Raw genomic sequence first — 18,016 nt, forward strand, 5'->3', positions numbered from 1 at the left:
CGCCGCAGGCCATCATGTCACCCATGCGTGCAGGCCCTGGCGTCAACGCCGTGATACAGGCCCGGTCGTCGTCCACCCGGCTGCCGGGGAAGGTGCTGCGGCCGCTCGCCGGGCAGAGCGTGCTGGGCTGGGTCGTCCGGGCTGCTTCCGCCGCCCCCGGCGTTGCCAAGGTAGTGGTCGCGACCTCGGACGATGCGTCCGACGACGCTGTCGCCGCCGAAGCGGAACGCTGCGGCGCGCACGTCGTCCGGGGGCCTCTGGACGACGTCGTGGCCAGGTTCGGGCTCGCGCTGTCGGAACACCCGGCGGAGGCAGTGATCCGCCTCACGGCGGACTGCCCGCTGCTTGATCCAGCCCTGATCGGCCGGCTGGTCGCGGTGTGGCGGGCCGAACCGTCGCTGGACTACGTCTCCACCACGCTCGTCCGTACCCTGCCGCGCGGCTTCGACGCGGAGCTGGTGCGCGCGGAGGTGCTGGCCGAACAGGTGGCGACCGCTTCCGGGGCGGACCGCGAGCACGTGACGTCGGCGATCTACCGCCAGCCCGACCGATACTCGTGCACTGGCGTCGTGGTCAGCCCGGCCGCCGACGACTTGCGCGTCACTTTGGACACCGCGGAGGACTGGGAGCTGATCTCGGCGCTCGTGGCTGAGCTCGGCGACGTGCCGGGTTCGTGGCGGTCGGTGGTGTCGCTGCTGCGGTCGCGGCCGGATTTGGTCGCGTTGAACGCGCACGTCGAGCAGAAGAAGGTCGGCCAGTGAAGCTGCTGCTCCGGGCGGACGCTTCGCCGACCATCGGGGCCGGGCACATTTCCCGGGTGGTCGCCTACGCCGAGCGCGCGGTCGCGCGGGGCTGGGACGTGCACTTCGCTGGCTCCACGACTAACGCGGAGTGGCTGGCCGCGCGATTCGACGAGCTGGCGGTGCCGCGTTTGCCGGTTTCCTCCTTGGCTGGCTTGGCTTCCGGCTTCGACGCGGTGCTCGTGGACCATTACGGAATCGGTGATGTCCGTGCCGAGGTCAACGCCTCGGGCGCTCGGTTGGTGTCCATTGAGGACGACGTATTCGGTCGTCGCCCGGCGGACGTGGTGGTGGATTCGGGCTTTGCGCCGGGCCCACGTCCCGAGGACGGTTCGGGCTTGGTGCTGCGGGGCGCGGAGTACACGCCGCTTCGAGACGTCGTCCTGCGCGCGCGTTCTCGCCGGAGCACCTCCTCGCCGTTGCAGGTGACGGTGGTGCTGGGCGGCGGTGCGGAGTGGGCTTCGACGGTTTCGCTGTTGCTCCAGGCGCTTGCCGACACGGGACTTCCGTTCGCGGCGGACGCTCTGGTCCGCGGCACGCCGACGTTGCCGCCCACAGTGGAGGGGCAGGCGATCCGGGTCGCCGCACCGCATGCCGGACTGCTGGACCTGCTCGCCGGGACGGATGTCGCGATCAGCGCGTCCGGGGTGACGTTCTTGGAGCTGTGTTGTCTTGGGGTGCCGACGGCGGCGGTGCGGCTGGTGGAGAATCAAGCGGCCGGATACCGAGCGGCGCTGGAACGTGGCTTGGCGTGCGGCCTGGGCTCGGCGGACACACTGGGCTCGCGGCTGCCGGAGGTGACGGAGACGCTGCGGAAGCTGCTGTCGGACGCTTCGCTGCGATCGCGGCTTTCGGAGGCTAGCCGGTCCGCTGTAGACGGTCGGGGAGTGGACCGCGTGCTGGACGTCTTGGCCGGATTCTGATCGAGGACCGGAACAGTCCGCAATCCTCCCTAACGTCGTCGCCATGACCGAGACCCCGTTCCGGATCCACATCCCGCAGTCCGACCTGGACGACCTCCACCGTCGTCTCGCCGACGCGCGCTGGCCGGACCCCTTCGACGACCCGGCGTGGGAGCTGGGCATTCCGGTGCCCGAAGTCCAAGACCTCGCCGACTACTGGCGCCTGGGCTTCGACTGGCGCGCCCAGGAAGAACGCCTCAACGGCTTCCCCCAGTTCACCACCACCGTCGACGGCGCCAACATCCACTTCCTGCACCTCAAATCCCCCGAACCGAACGCCATCCCGCTCATCCTCACCCACGGCTGGCCCGGTTCGATCGTCGAATTCCTCGACCTCATCGGCCCCCTCGCCGACCCCCGCGCGTACGGCGGCGATCCGGCCGTGGCGTTCCACGTCGTCGTTCCCTCTGTGCCCGGGTTCGCCTTTTCCGGGCCGACGCCTGACCGCGGCTGGGGACCGGCTCGGACGGCGCGTGCGTGGGCGGAGTTGATGTCCCGCCTCGGGTATCAAAGCTTCGGCACTCACGGCGGCGACTGGGGTGCGTTGATCTCCCGCGAACTCGCCGTCCAATTCCCCGAGCGGATCATCGGGGCGCACGTGACGATGCTGCCGTCCGCGGTAGCGCGCAGCGAGGCCGACCTGGAAGGGCTCAGCGGGGCAGAGCTGGCGAAAGGGCAGCGGTCACTGGAGAAAGCGCGGGCCTTCCAGCAAACCGGCGTCGGCTACGCGATGATCCAGTCCACCAAGCCGCAAACGCTTGCCTACGGCCTGACTGACTCCCCGGCCGGGCAGCTGGCCTGGATCGCCGAGAAGTTCCGGGCTTTCTCGAACACCGACCACGACCTGATCGACCGCGACGATCTGCTCGCCAACGTCTCGCTCTACTGGTTCACCCGCACCGCCGCGTCGTCCTCGCGGATCTACGCCTACCAAGACGTCCAGTGGGGCGCACCGCTGCCGAAGTCGACCGTGCCGACCGCCGTCGCGGTGTTCCCGGACGATATCGGGCTTCCGCTGCGGCACCTGGCCGAGCGCACCGACCGGATCGTGCGGTGGACCGAACTCCCGCGCGGCGGGCACTTCCCGGCGCTCGAAGAACCCGACCTGCTGATCGGGGATCTTCGAGCGTTCTTCGCCGCGGAAAGCCCGGAGAGCCCGGAAAGCTAGAGGTACTGCCCGGTTCCGGTGATGCCGTGCCCGTGCCCCTCGCCCGGGTGGCCGCCGGAACCGGACGACCCCGCGGGCAGGCCGCGGCGCATCTGCTCCAGTTGCACCCGCGCGGCCATCTGCTGGGCGAACAGCGCGGTCTGGATGCCGTGGAACAGCCCCTCCAGCCAGCCGACCAGCTGGGCCTGCGCGATCCGCAGTTCGGCGTCCGAGGGGGTTTCGTTGTCGGTGAACGGGCGCACCAGGCGCTCCAGTTCCTCGCGCAGCTCAGGGGCGAGGGCCTCCTCCAGCTCGCGCACCGACGTCTGGTGGATCTCGCGGACCCGGTTGCGGCTGGCGTCGTCCAGCGGTGCGGCGCGGACCTCCTCCAGCAGCTGCTTGATCATGGTCCCGATGCGCATCACCTTGGCCGGTTCCTCGACCAGGTCGCCGACGGACTCGTTTTCCTCGCCCTCGGGTGCCGCCTGCGCGGTGCCGACCGGGACGCCGTCCGGTCCGACGACGACCACGCGCGGCGCGTCCGCGTCCCCGGCTGCGCCCGTTCCCCCGAAGTTCGGCTCGCTCATATGCTCCATCCCCGTCGGTTGGCGGTCCTGACCCGAGCCTAGCGGCCGTTCGGGCAGTTCTGCCCAACCCCGCGGCAACCGCGAAACCGCACGTCCGTACGGTGTCCCCATGGCGTTCGACGTCGCTCGTATCCGTGGGCTCTTCCCCGCGCTTGGCGACGGCTGGATTCACTTCGACGGCGCCGCCGGAATGCTCGTGCCCGAACAGGTCGCTTCGGCCGTTTCGACAGCTATGCGGGCTCCGGTGTCCGGCCCGGGCGGAGCGTTTCCGGCCTCCCAGCGGGCGGAAAGCATCGTCACCGCGGCCCGCCGGGCCGTGGCCGATCTGGTCGGGGCGGACCCGGCCGCCGTCGTGCTCGGGCCGAGCGCGCCGGTCCTGTTGCGCCGTCTCGTCGACGCGCTCGCCGAACGCTGGACGATCGGCGACGAGATCGTCGTCTCGCGGCTCGACGAAGAGGCCAACATCGCGCCGTGGCGGCGTGCCGCGAAACGCGTCGGCGCGGTCGTGCGCTGGAGCGAGATCGACATCGAGACGTGCGAACTGCCCGCGTGGCAGTACGAGAACCTCGTGTCCGCGCGGACGAAAGCGGTGTCGGTGACGCTGGCGTCCGGGTCCGTCGGGACCCGGCCGGACGTGCCGACGGTGATCGAATTCGCCAAGCGCGTCGGGGCGCTCGTCGTGGTCGACGCGACCTACGCCGCCCCGTTCGTGCCGCTTGACCTGCAAGAACTCGGCGCCGACGTCATGGTCGTCTCCGCTCCGTCCTGGGGTGGCCCGGCGGTCGGCGCGCTCGTGTTCCGCGATCCGGAGCTGCTGGAACGCATCTCGTCGGTGTCGCTTGACCCGGCAGCGACCGGTCCCGCGCGGCTCGAACTCGGCCCGCACGCGTACCCGCTGCTGGCCGGGGTCGTCGCGTCCATCGACTACCTCGCCGGCCTCGACGACGCCGCGACCGGTTCCCGCCGCGAACGGCTCGTGACGTCGCTCGGCTCGGCCAAGTCGTACCACGCGGGCCTGCTCGCGCAGCTGTCCACGGAACTGCGCTCGCTGCGGCACGTGATGGTGATCGGCGACGCGATGCGCCGGATCCCCGCCCTCGCGTTCGCCGTGGCCGGCGCCAAAGCGTCCCAGGTCGCCGAATACCTGGCGTCGCAAGGACTCTGCGCGTTCGCCGACGACGGCACCAGCGGCGTGTTCGCGTCGCTGGGCGTCGGCGAGGTCGGCGGAGCGGTGCGGATCGGGCTCGCGCACTACTCCAACGTGTTCGAGATCAACCAGCTGGTGCGGGTGCTCGAAGAACTGCGTTGAGGCGCCGCATCACGACTTCGCGGCCAGCAGGACCTTCCCGAAGATGCTGCCCTCCTCGAGCATCCGGTGCGCGGACGCGGCCTCGGCCATCGGCACCACGTCGCCGACGATCGGCTGCACCGAACCCTGTTCCACCAAGGGCCACAAGCGATTCCGGACATCCGCGACGATCGCCGCTTTCTGGTCGAGCGGGCGGGCACGCAGCCCGGCCGCGAACACGCTCGCGCGTTTGCCCAGCAGCTTGCCGATGTTCAGCTCGCCCTTGACCCCGCCCTGCATGCCGATGATGACCAGGCGGCCGTCGACGGCGAGCGCGTCGACGTTGCGGCCAAGGTACTTCGCGCCCATGTTGTCGAGGATGACGTCGGCGCCCTTCGTCTCGGCGCGCAGCACCTCGACGAAGTCCTCTTCCTTGTAGTTGATCGTGAGGTCCGCGCCGAGCTGGCGGCAGCGTTCGAGCCGTTCGGGCGAACCCGCGGTGACCGCGACGGTCGCGCCGAGCGCCTTGCCCACCTGGATCGCGTGCGTGCCGATGCCGCCCGCCCCGCCGTGCACCAGCAGGACCTGGCCCTCGCCGAGACCGGCGTGCATCACGACGTTCGCCCACACCGTGCAGGCCACCTCGGGCATCCCGGCCGCGGCGACCGTCTCGATCTCGGCGGGCACCGGCAGCAGCTGCCCGGCCGGGACCGCGACGCGTTCGGCGTACCCGCCGCCGGCGAGCAGCGCGCACACCTCGTCGCCGACCTGCCAGCCCTCGACGCCCTCGCCGAGTTCGGCGATCGTGCCGGAGCATTCCAGGCCGAGGATGTCGCTCGCCCCGGGCGGCGGCGGGTAGTTGCCTTGCCGCTGCAGCAGGTCGGCGCGGTTGACCGCACTGGCCGTGACGTCCAGCAGCACCTCGCCGGGCCCGGGTTCCGGATCGGGGACCTCGGTCCATTCGAGCACGTCAGGGGCACCGGGTTCGCGGATCGTGATCGCGTGCATGCGCCCGACTGTATCCCGGGTCAGCCGAGATCGTTGGTGCTGAAGGTGTTGCAGCTCGCGGGCTGGCCGGTGCGGTAGCCGGTGGTGAACCACTTCTCGCGCTGCGCCGAGGTGCCGTGCGAGAAGCTCGACTTGTCGACGTGGCCGTTGCCGAGGTTCTTCTGGATGTAGTCGTCGCCGATCCGGGACGCGGTGTCGAGCGCGCGCGAGATGTCGTCCTGGGTGACGTCCTGGACCAGTGGTTTCCCGGAGCTGGTCGGGGTCGTGCTGGCGTGGTTGGCCCAGACGCCCGCGTAGCAGTCGGCCTGCAGTTCCAGCCGGACCGAACCGGACGTCGGCCCGGTGCCGGTGCCGCGCTTGGACGTGCCGGTGAGGTTCTGCACGTGGTGGCCGTATTCGTGGGCCAGCACGTACGCCTCGGTAAACAGCCCGCCCTTCGCGCCGAAGCGGGTCTTCAGCTCGTTGAAGAACGACAGGTCGATGTACACGTACGAGTCGGCCGGGCAGTAGAACGGGCCGGTGTCCGACGTCGCGCCGCCGCAGCCGGTGCGCACGCCGCCGGTGAAGAAGCGGGTCGTCGCCTTGCGGTAGGTCTGGCCGGAACGGGAGAACTCCTGGGTCCAGTAGTCCTGGATGGAGTTGACGATCGCGACGATCGCGCAGTCGTGGTCGCGGTTCGCGTCGGCTCCGGTCTTGCACTTCTTCGCGAGCGTGCCGGCGTCCAATTGCTGCCCGGACTGGACGTCGCTGAGCCCGATCCCGCCCGCCGCGGGCGAGGTCCCGGTGCTGGGAATGCCGCCGAACTGGGAAAACAGGAAGTAGATGACCAGGCCGACGAGGCCGAGCCCGCCGCCGCCGATGGCCACGCGGCCGCCGATGCCGCCGCCCCCGCCGCTGCCGCGCATGTCCTGGATCTCAGAGGCGTCCAGATCCGCGTTGTCGTCGAATCGCACGCGGAAAGGGTAGCCGCAAACCTGGAAACAAGGCTGGGTGCGGCCCCTGCGCTGGGGGCCGCACCCAGGTACTACCGAGGTTTCGTTGACAGCGGTTGGCCACCGGCCGGGCTGGCGTCCGGCGCTGCCTTCGCGGTGCCGAGGCCGCGAAGAGAAGCAGCGGCATAACGACGCCGGTGCGCGTGGCCGATGCCGGAGCGCACGGGGTGCTCGTGCTGTTCGCAATCGCGACCGAACCGGAACGGGGCCGTGCCGATCGCGGGGACACAGCGGGCGGTCAACCGCGGGAACTACCTGCCATGCCACCACCTGGCCTCTCCCGGGGGGACATCGGGGCCGGCGTGCCCTTCGGCGCGCTCCGGGATCCTCGTCATCCCTCCGCTGTCTCCCGAGGATGCGCTTCTTCGCGCCGAGTCTCAACCTTTTCGTAACCCTCCATTGGGGGAAGTTCGGCCGGAAATTTCACGGCGGGCCGAAGCGGCGGGGCAAAACCGGCCTTCTAGGCTGCCCGATATGAGCGATGACCAGGACGTGCGCTGGCTCGACCCGGCAGAACAGCGCGCCTGGCGGGCCTACATCGTCGCGTCGCTGCGGCTGCGCCAGCGGCTGCACCGCGAACTGTCCGAAGGCCACGGCATCTCGCTCGCCGACTACGAGGTCCTGGTGTGCCTGAACCTGGCCCCGGACCGGTGCACCAGGATGACCGAACTGGCGGCGCAGCTGGGCTCGACGAAGAGCAGGCTGTCGCACCAGATCGGCAAACTGGAGGTCGCCGGGCTGGTCACCCGCCGCCCGGACCCGGAAGACAAACGCGGGGTGCTGACGGAGCTGACCGACGCCGGCCAGCACGTACTGGACAAAGCCGCGCCGACGCACGTGCGCGGCGCCCGCGAGCACCTCGTCGACCTGCTGACGCCCGACGAGCAGACGGCGATGGCCACGGCGTTCACCCGGGTCCTCGAACACCTGGACGACGTCGAAGGACGGCGCGATACCCTGACCTAGAAGGAAGCGTGGCAGAGCGGCCGAATGCAGACGCCTTGAAAGCGTCCGTAGGGAAACCTACCGGGGGTTCAAATCCCTCCGCTTCCGCTTGACGCCTCGAGTGTCCGGCCCCGGATTCCGCGCATCCCGCGGGAGACGGGGCCGTTTTTCTCCGGCTGCCGGTCCCGCGTCCGCGCGGGTACCCTGACCGTGCTGTGCGCCGGGTTCCCGTGGAGTCTTCCGTCATTCGCGACGTCGGCTACGACGCCGCGAAGTCGGTGCTGGAAATCGGGTTCCGCAACGGCAGCGTCTACCGCTACCACCTCGTGCCCGCGCGAGTGCATCGCGAGCTGATGGCCGCCGAGAGCCCGGGGCGCTACCTCAACCAGGAGATCAAGCCGAGGTTTCCCGGGCAAGAGGCGGAGTGATTGCGGCGTCAGGCTTTCTTGGCCTCGCGCTGGGCGATCCGCGCCTGGACCTCCGGGCGGCGCAGCGGCGGCACGGTCGCGGGCGGCTGGCGGCGCTGCGGGAGTTCCTCCAGCAGTCGCGCGGTGATCTGGGCGATTTCGGCGACCGCCGCCTCGAACGGTTCGCGCGTCGCGTCCGAAAGGGACTGCACCCCGGTCACTTTGCGCACGTACTGGCGTGCCGCGGCTTCGATCTCGTCCGTGGTGGCGGCGGGCTGCAGGCCGCGGAGCGTCGTGATGTTTCGGCACATGCGCTTCAGGGTACGTCTCTGCGGCTGACCGCATCACACTCTAGGGCCAACCTCGTTGACGGGGTCCGAGATCGCCCGGCAACCTTGATGAAGTGCCCCTCAGACCGCGTGCTCCCCGGCTCAGCCGCCCCGTCCCGGAAGTTCCCGCCGACACCCCGATTCCCGAGCAGGCCTGGCACCGCGTTCCCGCCGACGAACTGGTCACGCTCGTTTCCGTTGTCCTGATGGCACAAGGCTTTCCCGAAGAGCGTGCGCGTCCGGCCTCGGAAGCGTTGTGCCATGGCGATCTCACCGGCGCGCCGGAAACGGGCGTCGGTGAGTTGACGCGGGTGCATCTGCCCGCGATCGAAAACGGATTGGTCAGTCCTGGTGCTCAGCCGTTGCTGATCGCCGATCGTGGGGCCGCGGCGCTCATTGATTACCGGCGGGCGTCCGGGCTTTGGGCGGTGGGTGACGCGATGGATCGCGCGGTGCAGCGGGCCGGGCGGTTCGGGGTCGGACTGCTGTCGGTGCGTGGGGTGGGGCCGTTCGGGCGGGTCGGGCATCATGCTGCTCGAGCGTTGCCGCACGGGATGATCGGGATTGTGATGGCTGCCGGGGGGTATGCGGATCAGCCGGTGCATCCGTTGGGGATGGCGGCTCCTGCGGGGGCTTATCCGGAGTTTGTGTTCGATATCGATCTTGCTGATGCTGCTCGGAATCCGCAGTTCGCTGGGTTCGCCCTCATGGTGGATGTGCTGGCTGGGGTGTTGTCCGGGGTTGCTGATCATGAGCATGACACTGGGTTGCTGGTGCTCGCGATCGCGCCTACGACGTTGCGTAGTGCCGATGGGTTTTATCGGGCGGCCAGTGCGGTGTTCGGGAGCATGCTCGGGTGGGAAGGGGGTGCGCCGGTGCGGTATCCGGGGTGGCGGGAGGCTCAGTATTTGGAGCAGTGCCGGGCGTTGGGGGTGCCGTTGCCTGGGGCGGTGCGGAGGCAGCTGGATTCGTTGGCGTTGAAGTTGGGGAGGGCGCCGTTGTCTACGGTCGGGTGACTGCTCGTCGCCTGGCGGCGACCTCGCTTGTGGTCGCGTGGGGCACCCCGAAGCTTGATTGTGCTGACGGTCTGGGGGTGCTTGTCAAGGCGGGAAAGATGCCTTGACAAGCACCCCCAGACCGCAGGAGAGCTTCGTATCGGGGTGCGGGGGAGGTGTGGGTGCCTCGCTCGTTTGGTGTGCTCGCTGCGGTTTGCTTAGTGTTCCAGGGAGACCCGTGCGTTTTCGGTGCCTACCGTGACTACGTCGCCGTCTGCTAGTTGGCGGCCTCGGCGGGTTTCTACTTCGCCGTTGACCGTTACTTCTTCTGCGTCGATCAGGTCTTTTGCGTGCGAGCCGTTGTCCGCGAGGTCGGCCAGTTTCAGGAATTGGCCCAGCCGGATCGGCTCTCCGGTGATCGGGACGTCGCGCGTGCTCATGGGACGCATCATGTCACGGCATCGTCGTCGCTCGGTTGTACAGATCGGCGATCTGGTCGTCGAAGTAGCTCGAGTACGAGATGTCGTCGGTGTAGCCGCCTGCTTCGTAGCCGCCGATTACGCCTACTACGGTGCCGGTTTTCGTGTCGGGGGACGGGTCGGCTACCAGGGGGCTGCCGCTCGTGCCGGTGGCGAAGCCTGGGCAGTCGACTCTGATCTGGTGTTCGTCTTGCTGCTGGGTGTGCGTTTCGCAGGTGGCGACCTCGTCGACGCCGTCCGGGTAGCCGGCGACCGTCACGGGGCGCGCGAAGGGGCCGTTCGTGCCTAGTTGGTTGGCTCCCGTTACCGCTTCCAAGGGCTCGGGGGAACCGTCTTGGCGGGCGGTTGCGAAACCGACATCGAGGTTGGGATCGGACGAGTCGATCCAGCTCTGTGCGACCAGTTCGTTCCCGACCTGCCAGTAGCCGTAGGGCGCGACGCCGTCGTGGAAACCCGGGGCGAAGGTGACATTGGCCAGGTAACCGCCGCCTTCGCCGTCGTGGAGGCAGTGTGCGGCGGTGAGCAGTTCGTCGCCTCGGGGGCTGTGCACGACGCTCGCTGTGCAGTAATGCGAGCCGTCGACGAACAGTGCGCCGATGGACGCTTGGATCGGCTTCGCCGGGGTCGACGGGGCGACCGCTGGTTCCGCTGCGTGCTCAGCACAAGCCACGATGGTCCCGCTCGCACTCATTAGTGCGAACAGCCCGATCACCGTGCGCCGCATGCCACCTCCAGTACTGGTCCTCGTCACTAGTATCAGAGAACGCGGTGAGACCAGGGTGGGGAGACGATGAAGGACTTCTCGAACAAAGTCGCAGTGATCACCGGAGCGGGCTCGGGCATCGGGCGGGCGCTGGCGCTCGAACTCGCGTTGCACGGCGCGCTTCTCGAACTGTCCGATGTCGACGCCGAAGGGCTCGACGGAACCGTGCGCGAAGCCCGCGAACGCGGGGCCGAGGTGCGGGGGCATTCCCTCGACGTGGCCGACCGGGCCGCGGTTCTCGCCCATGCCGAGGACGTCGCGCGGGAGCACGGCCGGGTCAACCTCGTCGTCAACAACGCGGGCGTGGCGCTCGGCGCGACGGTCGAGGACATGACGTTCGAGGATTTCGACTGGCTGCTCGGCGTCAACCTCGGCGGCGTCGTCAACGGCACCAAGGCATTCCTGCCGCACCTCATCGACTCCGGCGACGGGTACGTCGTCAATATCTCCAGCGTGTTCGGATTCGTCGGAGTGCCTACGCAGAGTGCCTACAACGCGGCGAAGTTCGCCGTTCGCGGATTCACCGAGTCGCTGCGCGAAGAAATGCTCGCGGCGCGGCATCCGGTCGGCGTCAGCTGCGTGCACCCGGGCGGGATCAAGACCAACATCGCCCGCAACGCGCGCGGCGGAGCAGCCGGCGACCAAGCCAAAGCGGCGGCCGGATTCGACAAAATCGCCCTTACCACACCGAAGAAAGCGGCCGAGACCATCCTGCGCGGCGTACGCAGGCGGTCCGCGCGGATCCTCATCGGACCGGACGCGTACGTGATCGACGCGATCCCGCGTGTCCTCGGTTCGGCATACCAGCGTCCGCTCGCGGTTTTGGCGCGCCAGGGACTCAAACGCATCGAGCGGAACGGATAACTCGTCGCGACTGTCCGCATTCTTGATCACCCGATGGAGTTGCATTTTCACCGAAACCCTCGGGAATGTCGCAGAATGCTGCCAGTCCACTCGTGTGTCCGCACCCCGGAGGTAGCCCTCGATGCTGCGCCTTGCCGAGCGCCGATTGGCCGCGCCCGCCGACCGCGCCGCCGGGGAACTGGTCGACCGCACCGGCATTATCGCCGCGAGCCTGCCGCGCGGGCCCCGGCTGCCGGACGAGGCCGCGCCGGAGACGAGCTGCGAATCGACCCAGCAGATCCCGGTGATCGCCGGGTGCGCGCCCGCCGAGGAACGCCCGCGCGCAGTCGCGTCGCGGCGCCGGGCCCGGGTGTGGGTCGGCGCCGGGCTGGCTGTGGTCCTGGTCGGACTCGGCTGGCTCGCCGGAGGATTCTTCACCGGTGCGCTGCCCGGGCAGCCCGCGGATGACGCCGTCGTGCAGGCTGAACAGCGCGTTCCGATCGCGGAGCAGCAGATTCCCGTGCCGTCGACGATCACGCCGCCGGTGACGCAGACCGCGCCGCCGGTCACGGTGTACGTCCCGGTGCCCTCACACGACACCCCGGTGCGGCGGCACAACCCGGTCCACTCGACCACGCCGCGCGCGACGTCGGCTCCGGATTCTTCGGAGCAGGCCGATCCGCGCGCGGACCTCGCGACGCCCGCGCCGAGCAAGACCCCGGCGCGGACGGGCATCGACCAGTTCCTCGACTGGAAACCGTGGCTCGACGCGGCGCAGCGGATGGCTGGCGGTCGCTGAGAATCAGCGAGCGGACGCTGGCTCGGGTTGACGGCTGCTGCAAGAGCATGGGGCTGTTGACTGCGGTTGCTGGGCGGGTTGAGATCGGCAGGCGGGTTGGCTGTGGCTGCTGGGCGGGCTGAGGTTGGCGAGCAGGTTGGCTGCGGTTGTCGGGTGAGCTGAGGTCGGCAGGCGGGCTGGTTGTGGTTGCTGGGCGGGTTGAGGTTGGCGAGCGGGTTGGCTGCGGTTGCCGGGTGGGCCGAGATCAGCAAGCGGGCTGGCTGCGGTTGTCCGGTCAGCTGATTCGCTGCTGGCTTGCGGACCCGCCGGGGTCAGCCGCGACCCCTCGGCGGTCGGCAGGCGTGCGTTGGTTGCGAGGGCAGCCGCGGGGCGTCGGGGTCAGCCGATCCAGTCGTATTCGTGTTCTGGGCGTCCGGTCGCGCCGTAGCGAAGCCGCATTTCCACTGCTCCCGACTCTGCCAGCGCGGTCAGATAGCGCTGCGCGGTGGCACGGGCCATGCCGAGTTCGCGGGCTACTTCGGCGGCCGAGAGCGGGGTCGGCGAACCGCGCAGGCGCTCTGACACCAGGCGGGCCGTCGCGCTTGACTGGCCCTTTGGCGTCGCCGCGCGGTCCTGGTCGTGGAGGGCTCGGAAGGCGCGGTCCACGTCGTCTTGGGACATCGGGCGTTCGGTCGTGACCAGGCCGCGGTATCGGGCGTACGAAGTGAGGCGTTCCGACAACTGGCGCGTCGTGAACGGTTTGATCAGGTAGTTCAGGGCCCCTGCGCGGATCGCGGCGGAGATGGACGCGGCGTCGGTGGCGGCGGACAGCACGATGGTGTCCGTTTTCAGGTCGGGCAGGACGGAAAGGCCGGGCTCGTCCGGCAGGTAGACGTCCAGCAGCACCAGGTCCGGGGCCAGTTCGCGTACGCGGGCGCGGGCTTCGGCGGCGGTGTGCGCGACCCCGGCGACGGCGAAGCCCGGTACCTCCGACACGAATCCCGCGTGCACGCCGGCGACGCGGAAATCGTCGTCCACGATCAGGGTGCGGATCATGCGTCGGTCTCCTCGGGTCGGTCCAGCAGGCCGGGAAGTTTGGCGACGAACAACGCGCCGGTCGTCGCGCCGCCGGGGTCGGCGAGCCATACGTCGCCGTCGCGGGCCCGGGCGGCTTGGCGGGCCAAGGCCAGTCCGAGGCCGTGTCCAGGACTGAGCTTTGTGGACACTCCCTCGTCGAAAAGCTTGCCCCTTAACGCATCGTCGATTCCTGGCCCGCTGTCCACAACGGACACGTGCAAAGTGGAGCCATCGGCGAGCAGGCCGACCTCGACCCACGCGGGGCGGCGCGGGCCCATGCGGGCGGCGTGCAGGGCGTTGTCGACCAGGTTGCCGATCACGGTTCCCGCGGCGATCGGGTCGGTCACCGAGGCAGGGACCCAGGCGTCGTCGGCCAGCCGCAGTTCCATGCCTTTTTCCTGCGCCTGCTCGGTTTTCGCGACCAGCAGAGCTTGCAGGTACGGATCGGTCACCCGGTCGTCGAGTGGTTCCGCGCGCGAGGCGGTGGTTTCGGTGAGGGTTTGCAGGTATTCCTCGGCTTCGGCGTGGTGGCCTAGCTGCAGCAGGCCGGACAGGGTGTGCAGGCGGTTCGCGAACTCGTGCCGTTGCGCGCGGAGGCCGTCGGACAGCGAGCGGATGCCGTCGAGTTCTCGGGTGAGGGTGTCGAGGTCGGTGCGGTCGCGGAAGGTCAGGACGGTGCCCAGCGCGCGTTCATCCCGTTGCACGGCACGGGAATTGATCACCAGGACCCGGTTTCCGGCTACCGCCAGGAGGTTGTCCACTGGCCGTCCTTCGGCGACGGCTTTGTGCACTCGCGGGGACAGGTCCAGGTCCTCCAGCGGTGCGCCGACCGGGAGCGGGGTGCCGAGGAGGCGTTCGGCTTCGTCGTTGCGGACGGTCACCCGGTGTTCCGCGTCGACGGCCAGCACGCCTTCGCCGATGCCGTGCAGGACGGCTTCGTGTTCGTAGAGCAGTTCGGTCAGTTCGTGGGGTTCGAGGCCGTGGGTGACGCGGCGCAGACGGCGATTGAGCAGCGCCGATGCACCCGCGCCGATCAGGAGCGCGCCGCCGCCGAAGACCATGGTCAGGATGAAGAGCCGGTTGAAGTCGCCGGTCAGCTCGCCGACGCGGTAGCCGACGCTCACCTCGCCGACGACCCGCGAGCCTTGTTTGATCGGGGTCTTGCTGCGCACGGACGGTCCCAAGGTGCCCGCGTTGAACTCGCTCACCACGTCATTGCCCGCGATCACTTCCTCCCACGGCGTGCTCACCTGCTTGCCGACCTCGGACAACGTGGGGTGGGCAAGCCGGATGCCGTGATCGTCCGTGATGACCACGAACAGCAGCGCATCGTCGGTCTGGGTCTCCGCCTCGACTCGCTGCTGCAGGTCCGGATTGGGTTTCCGGGAGGCCGCACCGGCGATCACCACGGGTTCCGTGGCCACTGATTTCGCGATCGCCAAGGCGCGTTGGCCGTACTGTTCGGTCAGCGTCGTGCGCAGGAGCCAGCTGATCAAGGCGACGCCGAGGCCCACGACGAGGACCACCACGCCGATCTGCAACAGCAGCACCTGACGGGTGAACCGCATCCGCGGAAAGAGCGCCCACTTCGGCATGCCAGGGAACATACCCCCAGCTCAGCGCTGTGCGCTAAACGAGCAAAACGTGGAGAACGCGCAGAGCGCACGCAGAACGTCGACAAGCTTCTCCGCCGCGAAACCCGAACTTAACCTGCCTCGAGCGAGTCCCCACCGTGACGAAGGAGTCACCTCGATGGCCCCACTCATCGAACTGATCGGCGCCACCAAAAGGTTCCCGAGCGGATCAGGTTCTGTCCACACCGCTGTCCGCGAGCTGACCATGACCGTCGAACCGGGGGAGTTCGTCGCCGTGGTCGGGCCGACCGGGTGCGGTAAATCCACCACGTTGTCCCTGGTCTCCGGGTTGCAGCCGCCGTCGGCGGGCCGGGTCGTCGTGCACGGCTCCGACGTGAAGTCCATTCCGGACGGCGTCGGCTACATGTTCCAGACCGACGCGGTGATGCCGTGGCGTTCGGTGCTGGACAACGTCGCGTCCGGGCCGCGGTTCCGCGGTGCGTCCAAAGAGGACGCTCGGAAGAAAGCCGCCGACTGGATCGGCCGCGTCGGGCTGGCCGGGTTCGAGAAGTACTACCCGCACCAGCTTTCCGGCGGGATGCGCAAGCGCGTCGCGTTGGCGCAGACGCTGGTCACCGAGCCGAAAATCCTGCTGATGGACGAGCCGTTCTCCGCGCTCGACGTCCAGACTCGCGCGCTGATGCAGGACGAGTTGCTCCGGCTGTGGTCCGGTACCGGAGCCGCGGTGATCTTCGTGACGCACGACCTCGACGAGGCGATCGCGTTGGCGGACAAGGTGGTCGTGCTGACCACCAGCCCGGCGACGGTCAAGGACGTCTTCGAGATTCCGCTCGAGCGGCCGCGCAAGGTGGAAGACCTGCGGCTGACCGAGGAATTCCGCAAGCTCTACTCCGACATCTGGGAATCGCTGCGCGGCGAGGTCGACAAGGCCCGCCAGAAGGGAGCGACCGGTGTCGCTTGATCTGACTGTCGGCCCGTCCAACCCGAACCCGCGGATCGAGGACGAGGCGAGCATTATTGCGCGGCAGAAGACGCGCACCGCCGCGCGCCGACGCAACGTCTGGCTGCTGCGGCTGGCGATTCTCGTTGCGTGGCTTGGACTGTGGGAGATCGCGGGCCGGTTCTGGATCGACCCGTTCTTCTATTCGATGCCGTCGAAGATCTGGGAACGGCTCACCGAATGGTTCACGACCGGGACCGATTTCGGGACCATTTGGTACCAGATCCTGGTGACCGTCGAGGAAGCCGTGATCGGGTTCGTGCTCGGCGCGGTCGCGGGCGTGATCTGCGGCGTCATTCTCGGCCGCAGCGCGTATCTCGCCGAGGTGCTGGCCCCGTTCATCAAGGCAGCCAACGCGATGCCGCGTATCGTGCTCGCCGCGCTGTTCGTGATCTGGTTCGGACTCGGGCTGTCCTCGAAGGTCGCGACGGTGTTCGTGCTCGTGTTCTTCGCGGTGTTCTTCAACGCCTTCACCGGTGCCCGCGAGGTGGACCGGAACTTGATCGACAACGCCCGCATTCTCGGTGCGACGCGCTGGCAGGTGCTGCAATCGATCGTGCTGCCCAGTGCGACGTCGTGGATTCTTTCGTCGCTGCACGTCGCGTTCGGTTTCGCGCTGATCGGTGCGGTCGTCGGTGAGTACACCGGCGCCAAGGCGGGCATGGGCTTCCTGATCGCCAACGCGCAGGGCACGTTCGACACCGCCGGGGTTTACGCCGGGATGATCGTGATCATGGTCGTCGCGCTGTTCGCGGAATGGCTGATCAGTTCGGCCGAGCGCAAACTGCTGCGTTGGCGTCCGCAGGTTTCGGCCCAGGCGAGCCAGGGGATCTGACATGCGGCTGAAAAGGACACTCGCGGTCGCGGCGGCCGCGCTGGTGACCGTGGCCGGGGTGAGCGCCTGCCGGGATTCCCGGGAGATCGACCTCGGCAACGGCGGACGGCCGCACATCAAGATCATGGTCGGCGGGCTGTCCAAAGTGATCTATCTGCCGGGGCAGCTCGCGAAGCAGCTTGGCGAGTACCAGAAGCAGGGCCTTGACGTCGAACTGTTCGACCAGCCGTCCGGGGCCAACGCGGAAACCTCGCTGCTGGCCGGGGAAGTGCAGGGCGTAGTCGGGTTCTACGACCACACGATCGACCTGCAGGCCAAGGACCAATGCATCACCAGCGTGGTGCAGTTCGCGAATGTGCCGGGGGAAGCGGAAATGGTCGCGACCCCGAAGGCCGGGCACATCAAGTCCGGCGCGGACTTCCGCGGAAAGAATCTCGGCGTGACGTCGCTGGGGTCGTCGACCGACTTCCTCACCAAGGCGCTCGCCAGCCGCGGCGGCGTCGGCAGCAAGGACTACACGCCGGTGAAGGTCGGGGCCGGGCAGACGTTTATCTCTGCCATGCAACAAGGTTCGATCGACGCGGGCATGACGACCGACCCGACCATCGCGCAGTTGACCAACACCGGACAGGCCAAGGTGCTCTACGACATGCGCACGCCGGAAGGCACGCGCGCGGCGCTGGGCGGGCTTTACCCGGCGAGTTCGCTGTACATGAGCTGCGAAATCGTGAAACGCTATCCGGACGTCGTGCAGAAACTCGCCAACGCGTATGTGAATTCGCTGAAGTGGCTTTCCACGCACACCGCGGAACAGGTGGCGGATCTGATGCCGCCGTCGTTCGCGGGCGGGGACAAGGCGTTGTACATCAAGTCGCTCAAGGACAGTCTGCCGATGTTCACCAAGGACGGCCGGATGGACCCGTCCGGCGCGCAGAACGTGCTGAAGGTGCTGGGTGCGTCTTCCAGCAACGTGAAGCCCAAAAAGGACAAGATCGATTTGTCCAAGACGTACACCACCCAGTTCGTGGACGCCGCGCACGCCCGTACGGCGCGGTAGTCCACTTCGGAAGGAGTCCGTGCCGGCCCGCTGCCTCCCCAGGCGGGCGGGCACGGACTTCCGTGTACACAAAGGAGAATCGGGACATTTGGTGAAGATTTCCCGAGATGTGAATACCCTTCGAAAGTA

20 protein-coding genes and 1 tRNA gene are annotated in these 18,016 nt (G+C 68.5%); 13 read left to right on the top strand and 8 right to left on the bottom strand.

Annotation, left to right across the window (positions count from 1 at the left end; translation table 11 throughout):
* Nucleotides 1-23 precede the first annotated feature (23 nt).
* Genes PUT80_RS04375 through PUT80_RS04385 form a run of 3 tightly spaced genes read left to right on the top strand, consistent with a single transcriptional unit; the run spans nt 24 to nt 2,930 of the window.
* Nucleotides 24-761 carry an NTP transferase domain-containing protein gene (locus tag PUT80_RS04375; RefSeq protein WP_275291177.1) on the top strand — a complete coding sequence of 246 codons (738 nt, stop codon included), beginning with the start codon at nt 24-26 and terminating at the stop codon, nt 759-761.
* A complete protein-coding gene (locus PUT80_RS04380; protein WP_275291178.1) occupies nt 758-1,723 on the top strand; it encodes a spore coat protein in 966 nt (321 codons plus the stop codon). The genes PUT80_RS04375 and PUT80_RS04380 overlap by 4 nt, the downstream gene beginning before the upstream one ends.
* 43 nt (nt 1,724-1,766) lie before the next feature.
* Nucleotides 1,767-2,930: an epoxide hydrolase family protein gene (locus PUT80_RS04385; protein WP_275291179.1), complete on the top strand. Its 1,164-nt coding sequence runs from the start codon at nt 1,767-1,769 to the stop codon at nt 2,928-2,930.
* Here the strand turns inward: PUT80_RS04385 and PUT80_RS04390 are convergent.
* Nucleotides 2,927-3,505 (bottom strand): bacterial proteasome activator family protein, encoded by a 579-nt coding sequence (locus tag PUT80_RS04390; protein ID WP_037807169.1) that lies wholly within the window; start codon nt 3,503-3,505, stop codon nt 2,927-2,929. The genes PUT80_RS04385 and PUT80_RS04390 overlap by 4 nt on opposite strands.
* Before the next feature lie 100 nt (nt 3,506-3,605).
* Between PUT80_RS04390 and PUT80_RS04395 the strand changes: the two genes are divergently transcribed.
* Nucleotides 3,606-4,805: a cysteine desulfurase-like protein gene (locus PUT80_RS04395; protein ID WP_037807172.1), complete on the top strand. Its 1,200-nt coding sequence runs from the start codon at nt 3,606-3,608 to the stop codon at nt 4,803-4,805.
* Between the two features lie 9 nt (nt 4,806-4,814).
* Here PUT80_RS04395 and PUT80_RS04400 read toward each other — a convergent pair whose 3' ends face one another.
* The gene (locus tag PUT80_RS04400) at nt 4,815-5,792 is read right to left on the bottom strand and encodes an NAD(P)H-quinone oxidoreductase (protein ID WP_134664085.1); all 978 of its coding nucleotides are present in this window, start codon (nt 5,790-5,792) and stop codon (nt 4,815-4,817) included.
* A gap of 20 nt (nt 5,793-5,812) precedes the next feature.
* Nucleotides 5,813-6,745 carry a neutral zinc metallopeptidase gene (locus PUT80_RS04405; protein WP_043837760.1) on the bottom strand — a complete coding sequence of 311 codons (933 nt, stop codon included), beginning with the start codon at nt 6,743-6,745 and terminating at the stop codon, nt 5,813-5,815.
* A 513-nt stretch (nt 6,746-7,258) separates the two neighbouring features.
* Between PUT80_RS04405 and PUT80_RS04410 the strand changes: the two genes are divergently transcribed.
* The 3 genes from PUT80_RS04410 (at nt 7,259) to PUT80_RS04420 (ending at nt 8,157) form a co-directional block, all read left to right on the top strand.
* Entirely contained in the window at nt 7,259-7,750 is a 492-nt protein-coding gene (locus PUT80_RS04410) for a MarR family transcriptional regulator (RefSeq protein WP_275291180.1), read from the top strand.
* A gap of 2 nt (nt 7,751-7,752) precedes the next feature.
* Nucleotides 7,753-7,837: transfer RNA gene (locus tag PUT80_RS04415), tRNA-Ser, on the top strand.
* Nucleotides 7,838-7,959: 122 nt separating this feature from the next.
* On the top strand, nt 7,960-8,157 hold the full coding sequence (locus PUT80_RS04420; RefSeq protein ID WP_200864486.1) for a KTSC domain-containing protein: 198 nt from the start codon (nt 7,960-7,962) through the stop codon (nt 8,155-8,157).
* A gap of 8 nt (nt 8,158-8,165) precedes the next feature.
* Here the strand turns inward: PUT80_RS04420 and PUT80_RS04425 are convergent, their stop codons facing one another.
* Complete coding sequence (locus tag PUT80_RS04425) at nt 8,166-8,447, bottom strand: DUF2277 domain-containing protein (RefSeq protein ID WP_037807183.1); 282 nt, start codon at nt 8,445-8,447, stop codon at nt 8,166-8,168.
* 92 nt (nt 8,448-8,539) lie between these two features.
* Here PUT80_RS04425 and PUT80_RS04430 point away from each other — a divergent pair, with 92 nt between their 5' ends.
* The gene (locus PUT80_RS04430; protein ID WP_275291181.1) at nt 8,540-9,481 is read left to right on the top strand and encodes an Ldh family oxidoreductase; all 942 of its coding nucleotides are present in this window, start codon (nt 8,540-8,542) and stop codon (nt 9,479-9,481) included.
* Between the two features lie 197 nt (nt 9,482-9,678).
* Here PUT80_RS04430 and PUT80_RS04435 read toward each other — a convergent pair whose 3' ends face one another.
* Together PUT80_RS04435 and PUT80_RS04440 are read right to left on the bottom strand one after the other, a co-directional pair.
* Nucleotides 9,679-9,900 (bottom strand): RNA-binding S4 domain-containing protein, encoded by a 222-nt coding sequence (locus PUT80_RS04435; protein ID WP_037807659.1) that lies wholly within the window; start codon nt 9,898-9,900, stop codon nt 9,679-9,681.
* A gap of 13 nt (nt 9,901-9,913) precedes the next feature.
* Nucleotides 9,914-10,663 (bottom strand): trypsin-like peptidase domain-containing protein, encoded by a 750-nt coding sequence (locus PUT80_RS04440; RefSeq protein WP_134664081.1) that lies wholly within the window; start codon nt 10,661-10,663, stop codon nt 9,914-9,916.
* A gap of 66 nt (nt 10,664-10,729) precedes the next feature.
* On the opposite strand from PUT80_RS04440, the gene PUT80_RS04445 reads away from it, so the two are divergent.
* Nucleotides 10,730-11,566 (top strand): SDR family NAD(P)-dependent oxidoreductase, encoded by an 837-nt coding sequence (locus PUT80_RS04445; RefSeq protein ID WP_134727931.1) that lies wholly within the window; start codon nt 10,730-10,732, stop codon nt 11,564-11,566.
* A gap of 121 nt (nt 11,567-11,687) precedes the next feature.
* Complete coding sequence (locus PUT80_RS04450; protein ID WP_275291182.1) at nt 11,688-12,344, top strand: hypothetical protein; 657 nt, start codon at nt 11,688-11,690, stop codon at nt 12,342-12,344.
* A gap of 378 nt (nt 12,345-12,722) precedes the next feature.
* Here the strand turns inward: PUT80_RS04450 and PUT80_RS04455 are convergent, their stop codons facing one another.
* Nucleotides 12,723-13,379 (bottom strand): response regulator, encoded by a 657-nt coding sequence (locus PUT80_RS04455; protein WP_275291183.1) that lies wholly within the window; start codon nt 13,377-13,379, stop codon nt 12,723-12,725.
* Nucleotides 13,376-14,968, bottom strand: coding sequence for a sensor histidine kinase (locus PUT80_RS04460; RefSeq protein ID WP_275291259.1), 1,593 nt, complete (start codon nt 14,966-14,968; stop codon nt 13,376-13,378). Before PUT80_RS04460 ends, PUT80_RS04455 begins: the two co-directional genes overlap by 4 nt.
* Nucleotides 14,969-15,152: 184 nt before the next feature.
* Here PUT80_RS04460 and PUT80_RS04465 point away from each other — a divergent pair, with 184 nt between their 5' ends.
* From PUT80_RS04465 to PUT80_RS04475, 3 genes are read left to right on the top strand one after another with little or no spacing between them, the layout of a single operon-like run.
* Nucleotides 15,153-15,956 (top strand): ABC transporter ATP-binding protein, encoded by an 804-nt coding sequence (locus PUT80_RS04465; RefSeq protein ID WP_037807196.1) that lies wholly within the window; start codon nt 15,153-15,155, stop codon nt 15,954-15,956.
* Nucleotides 15,946-16,830, top strand: coding sequence for an ABC transporter permease (locus PUT80_RS04470; RefSeq protein WP_134727929.1), 885 nt, complete (start codon nt 15,946-15,948; stop codon nt 16,828-16,830). Before PUT80_RS04465 ends, PUT80_RS04470 begins: the two co-directional genes overlap by 11 nt.
* A gap of 1 nt (nt 16,831) precedes the next feature.
* Nucleotides 16,832-17,887, top strand: coding sequence for an ABC transporter substrate-binding protein (locus PUT80_RS04475; RefSeq protein WP_037807201.1), 1,056 nt, complete (start codon nt 16,832-16,834; stop codon nt 17,885-17,887).
* Nucleotides 17,888-18,016 lie beyond the last annotated feature (129 nt).

The sequence above is a fragment of the Amycolatopsis sp. La24 genome, assembly GCF_029087445.1.
GTDB lineage: Bacteria > Actinomycetota > Actinomycetes > Mycobacteriales > Pseudonocardiaceae > Amycolatopsis > Amycolatopsis nivea.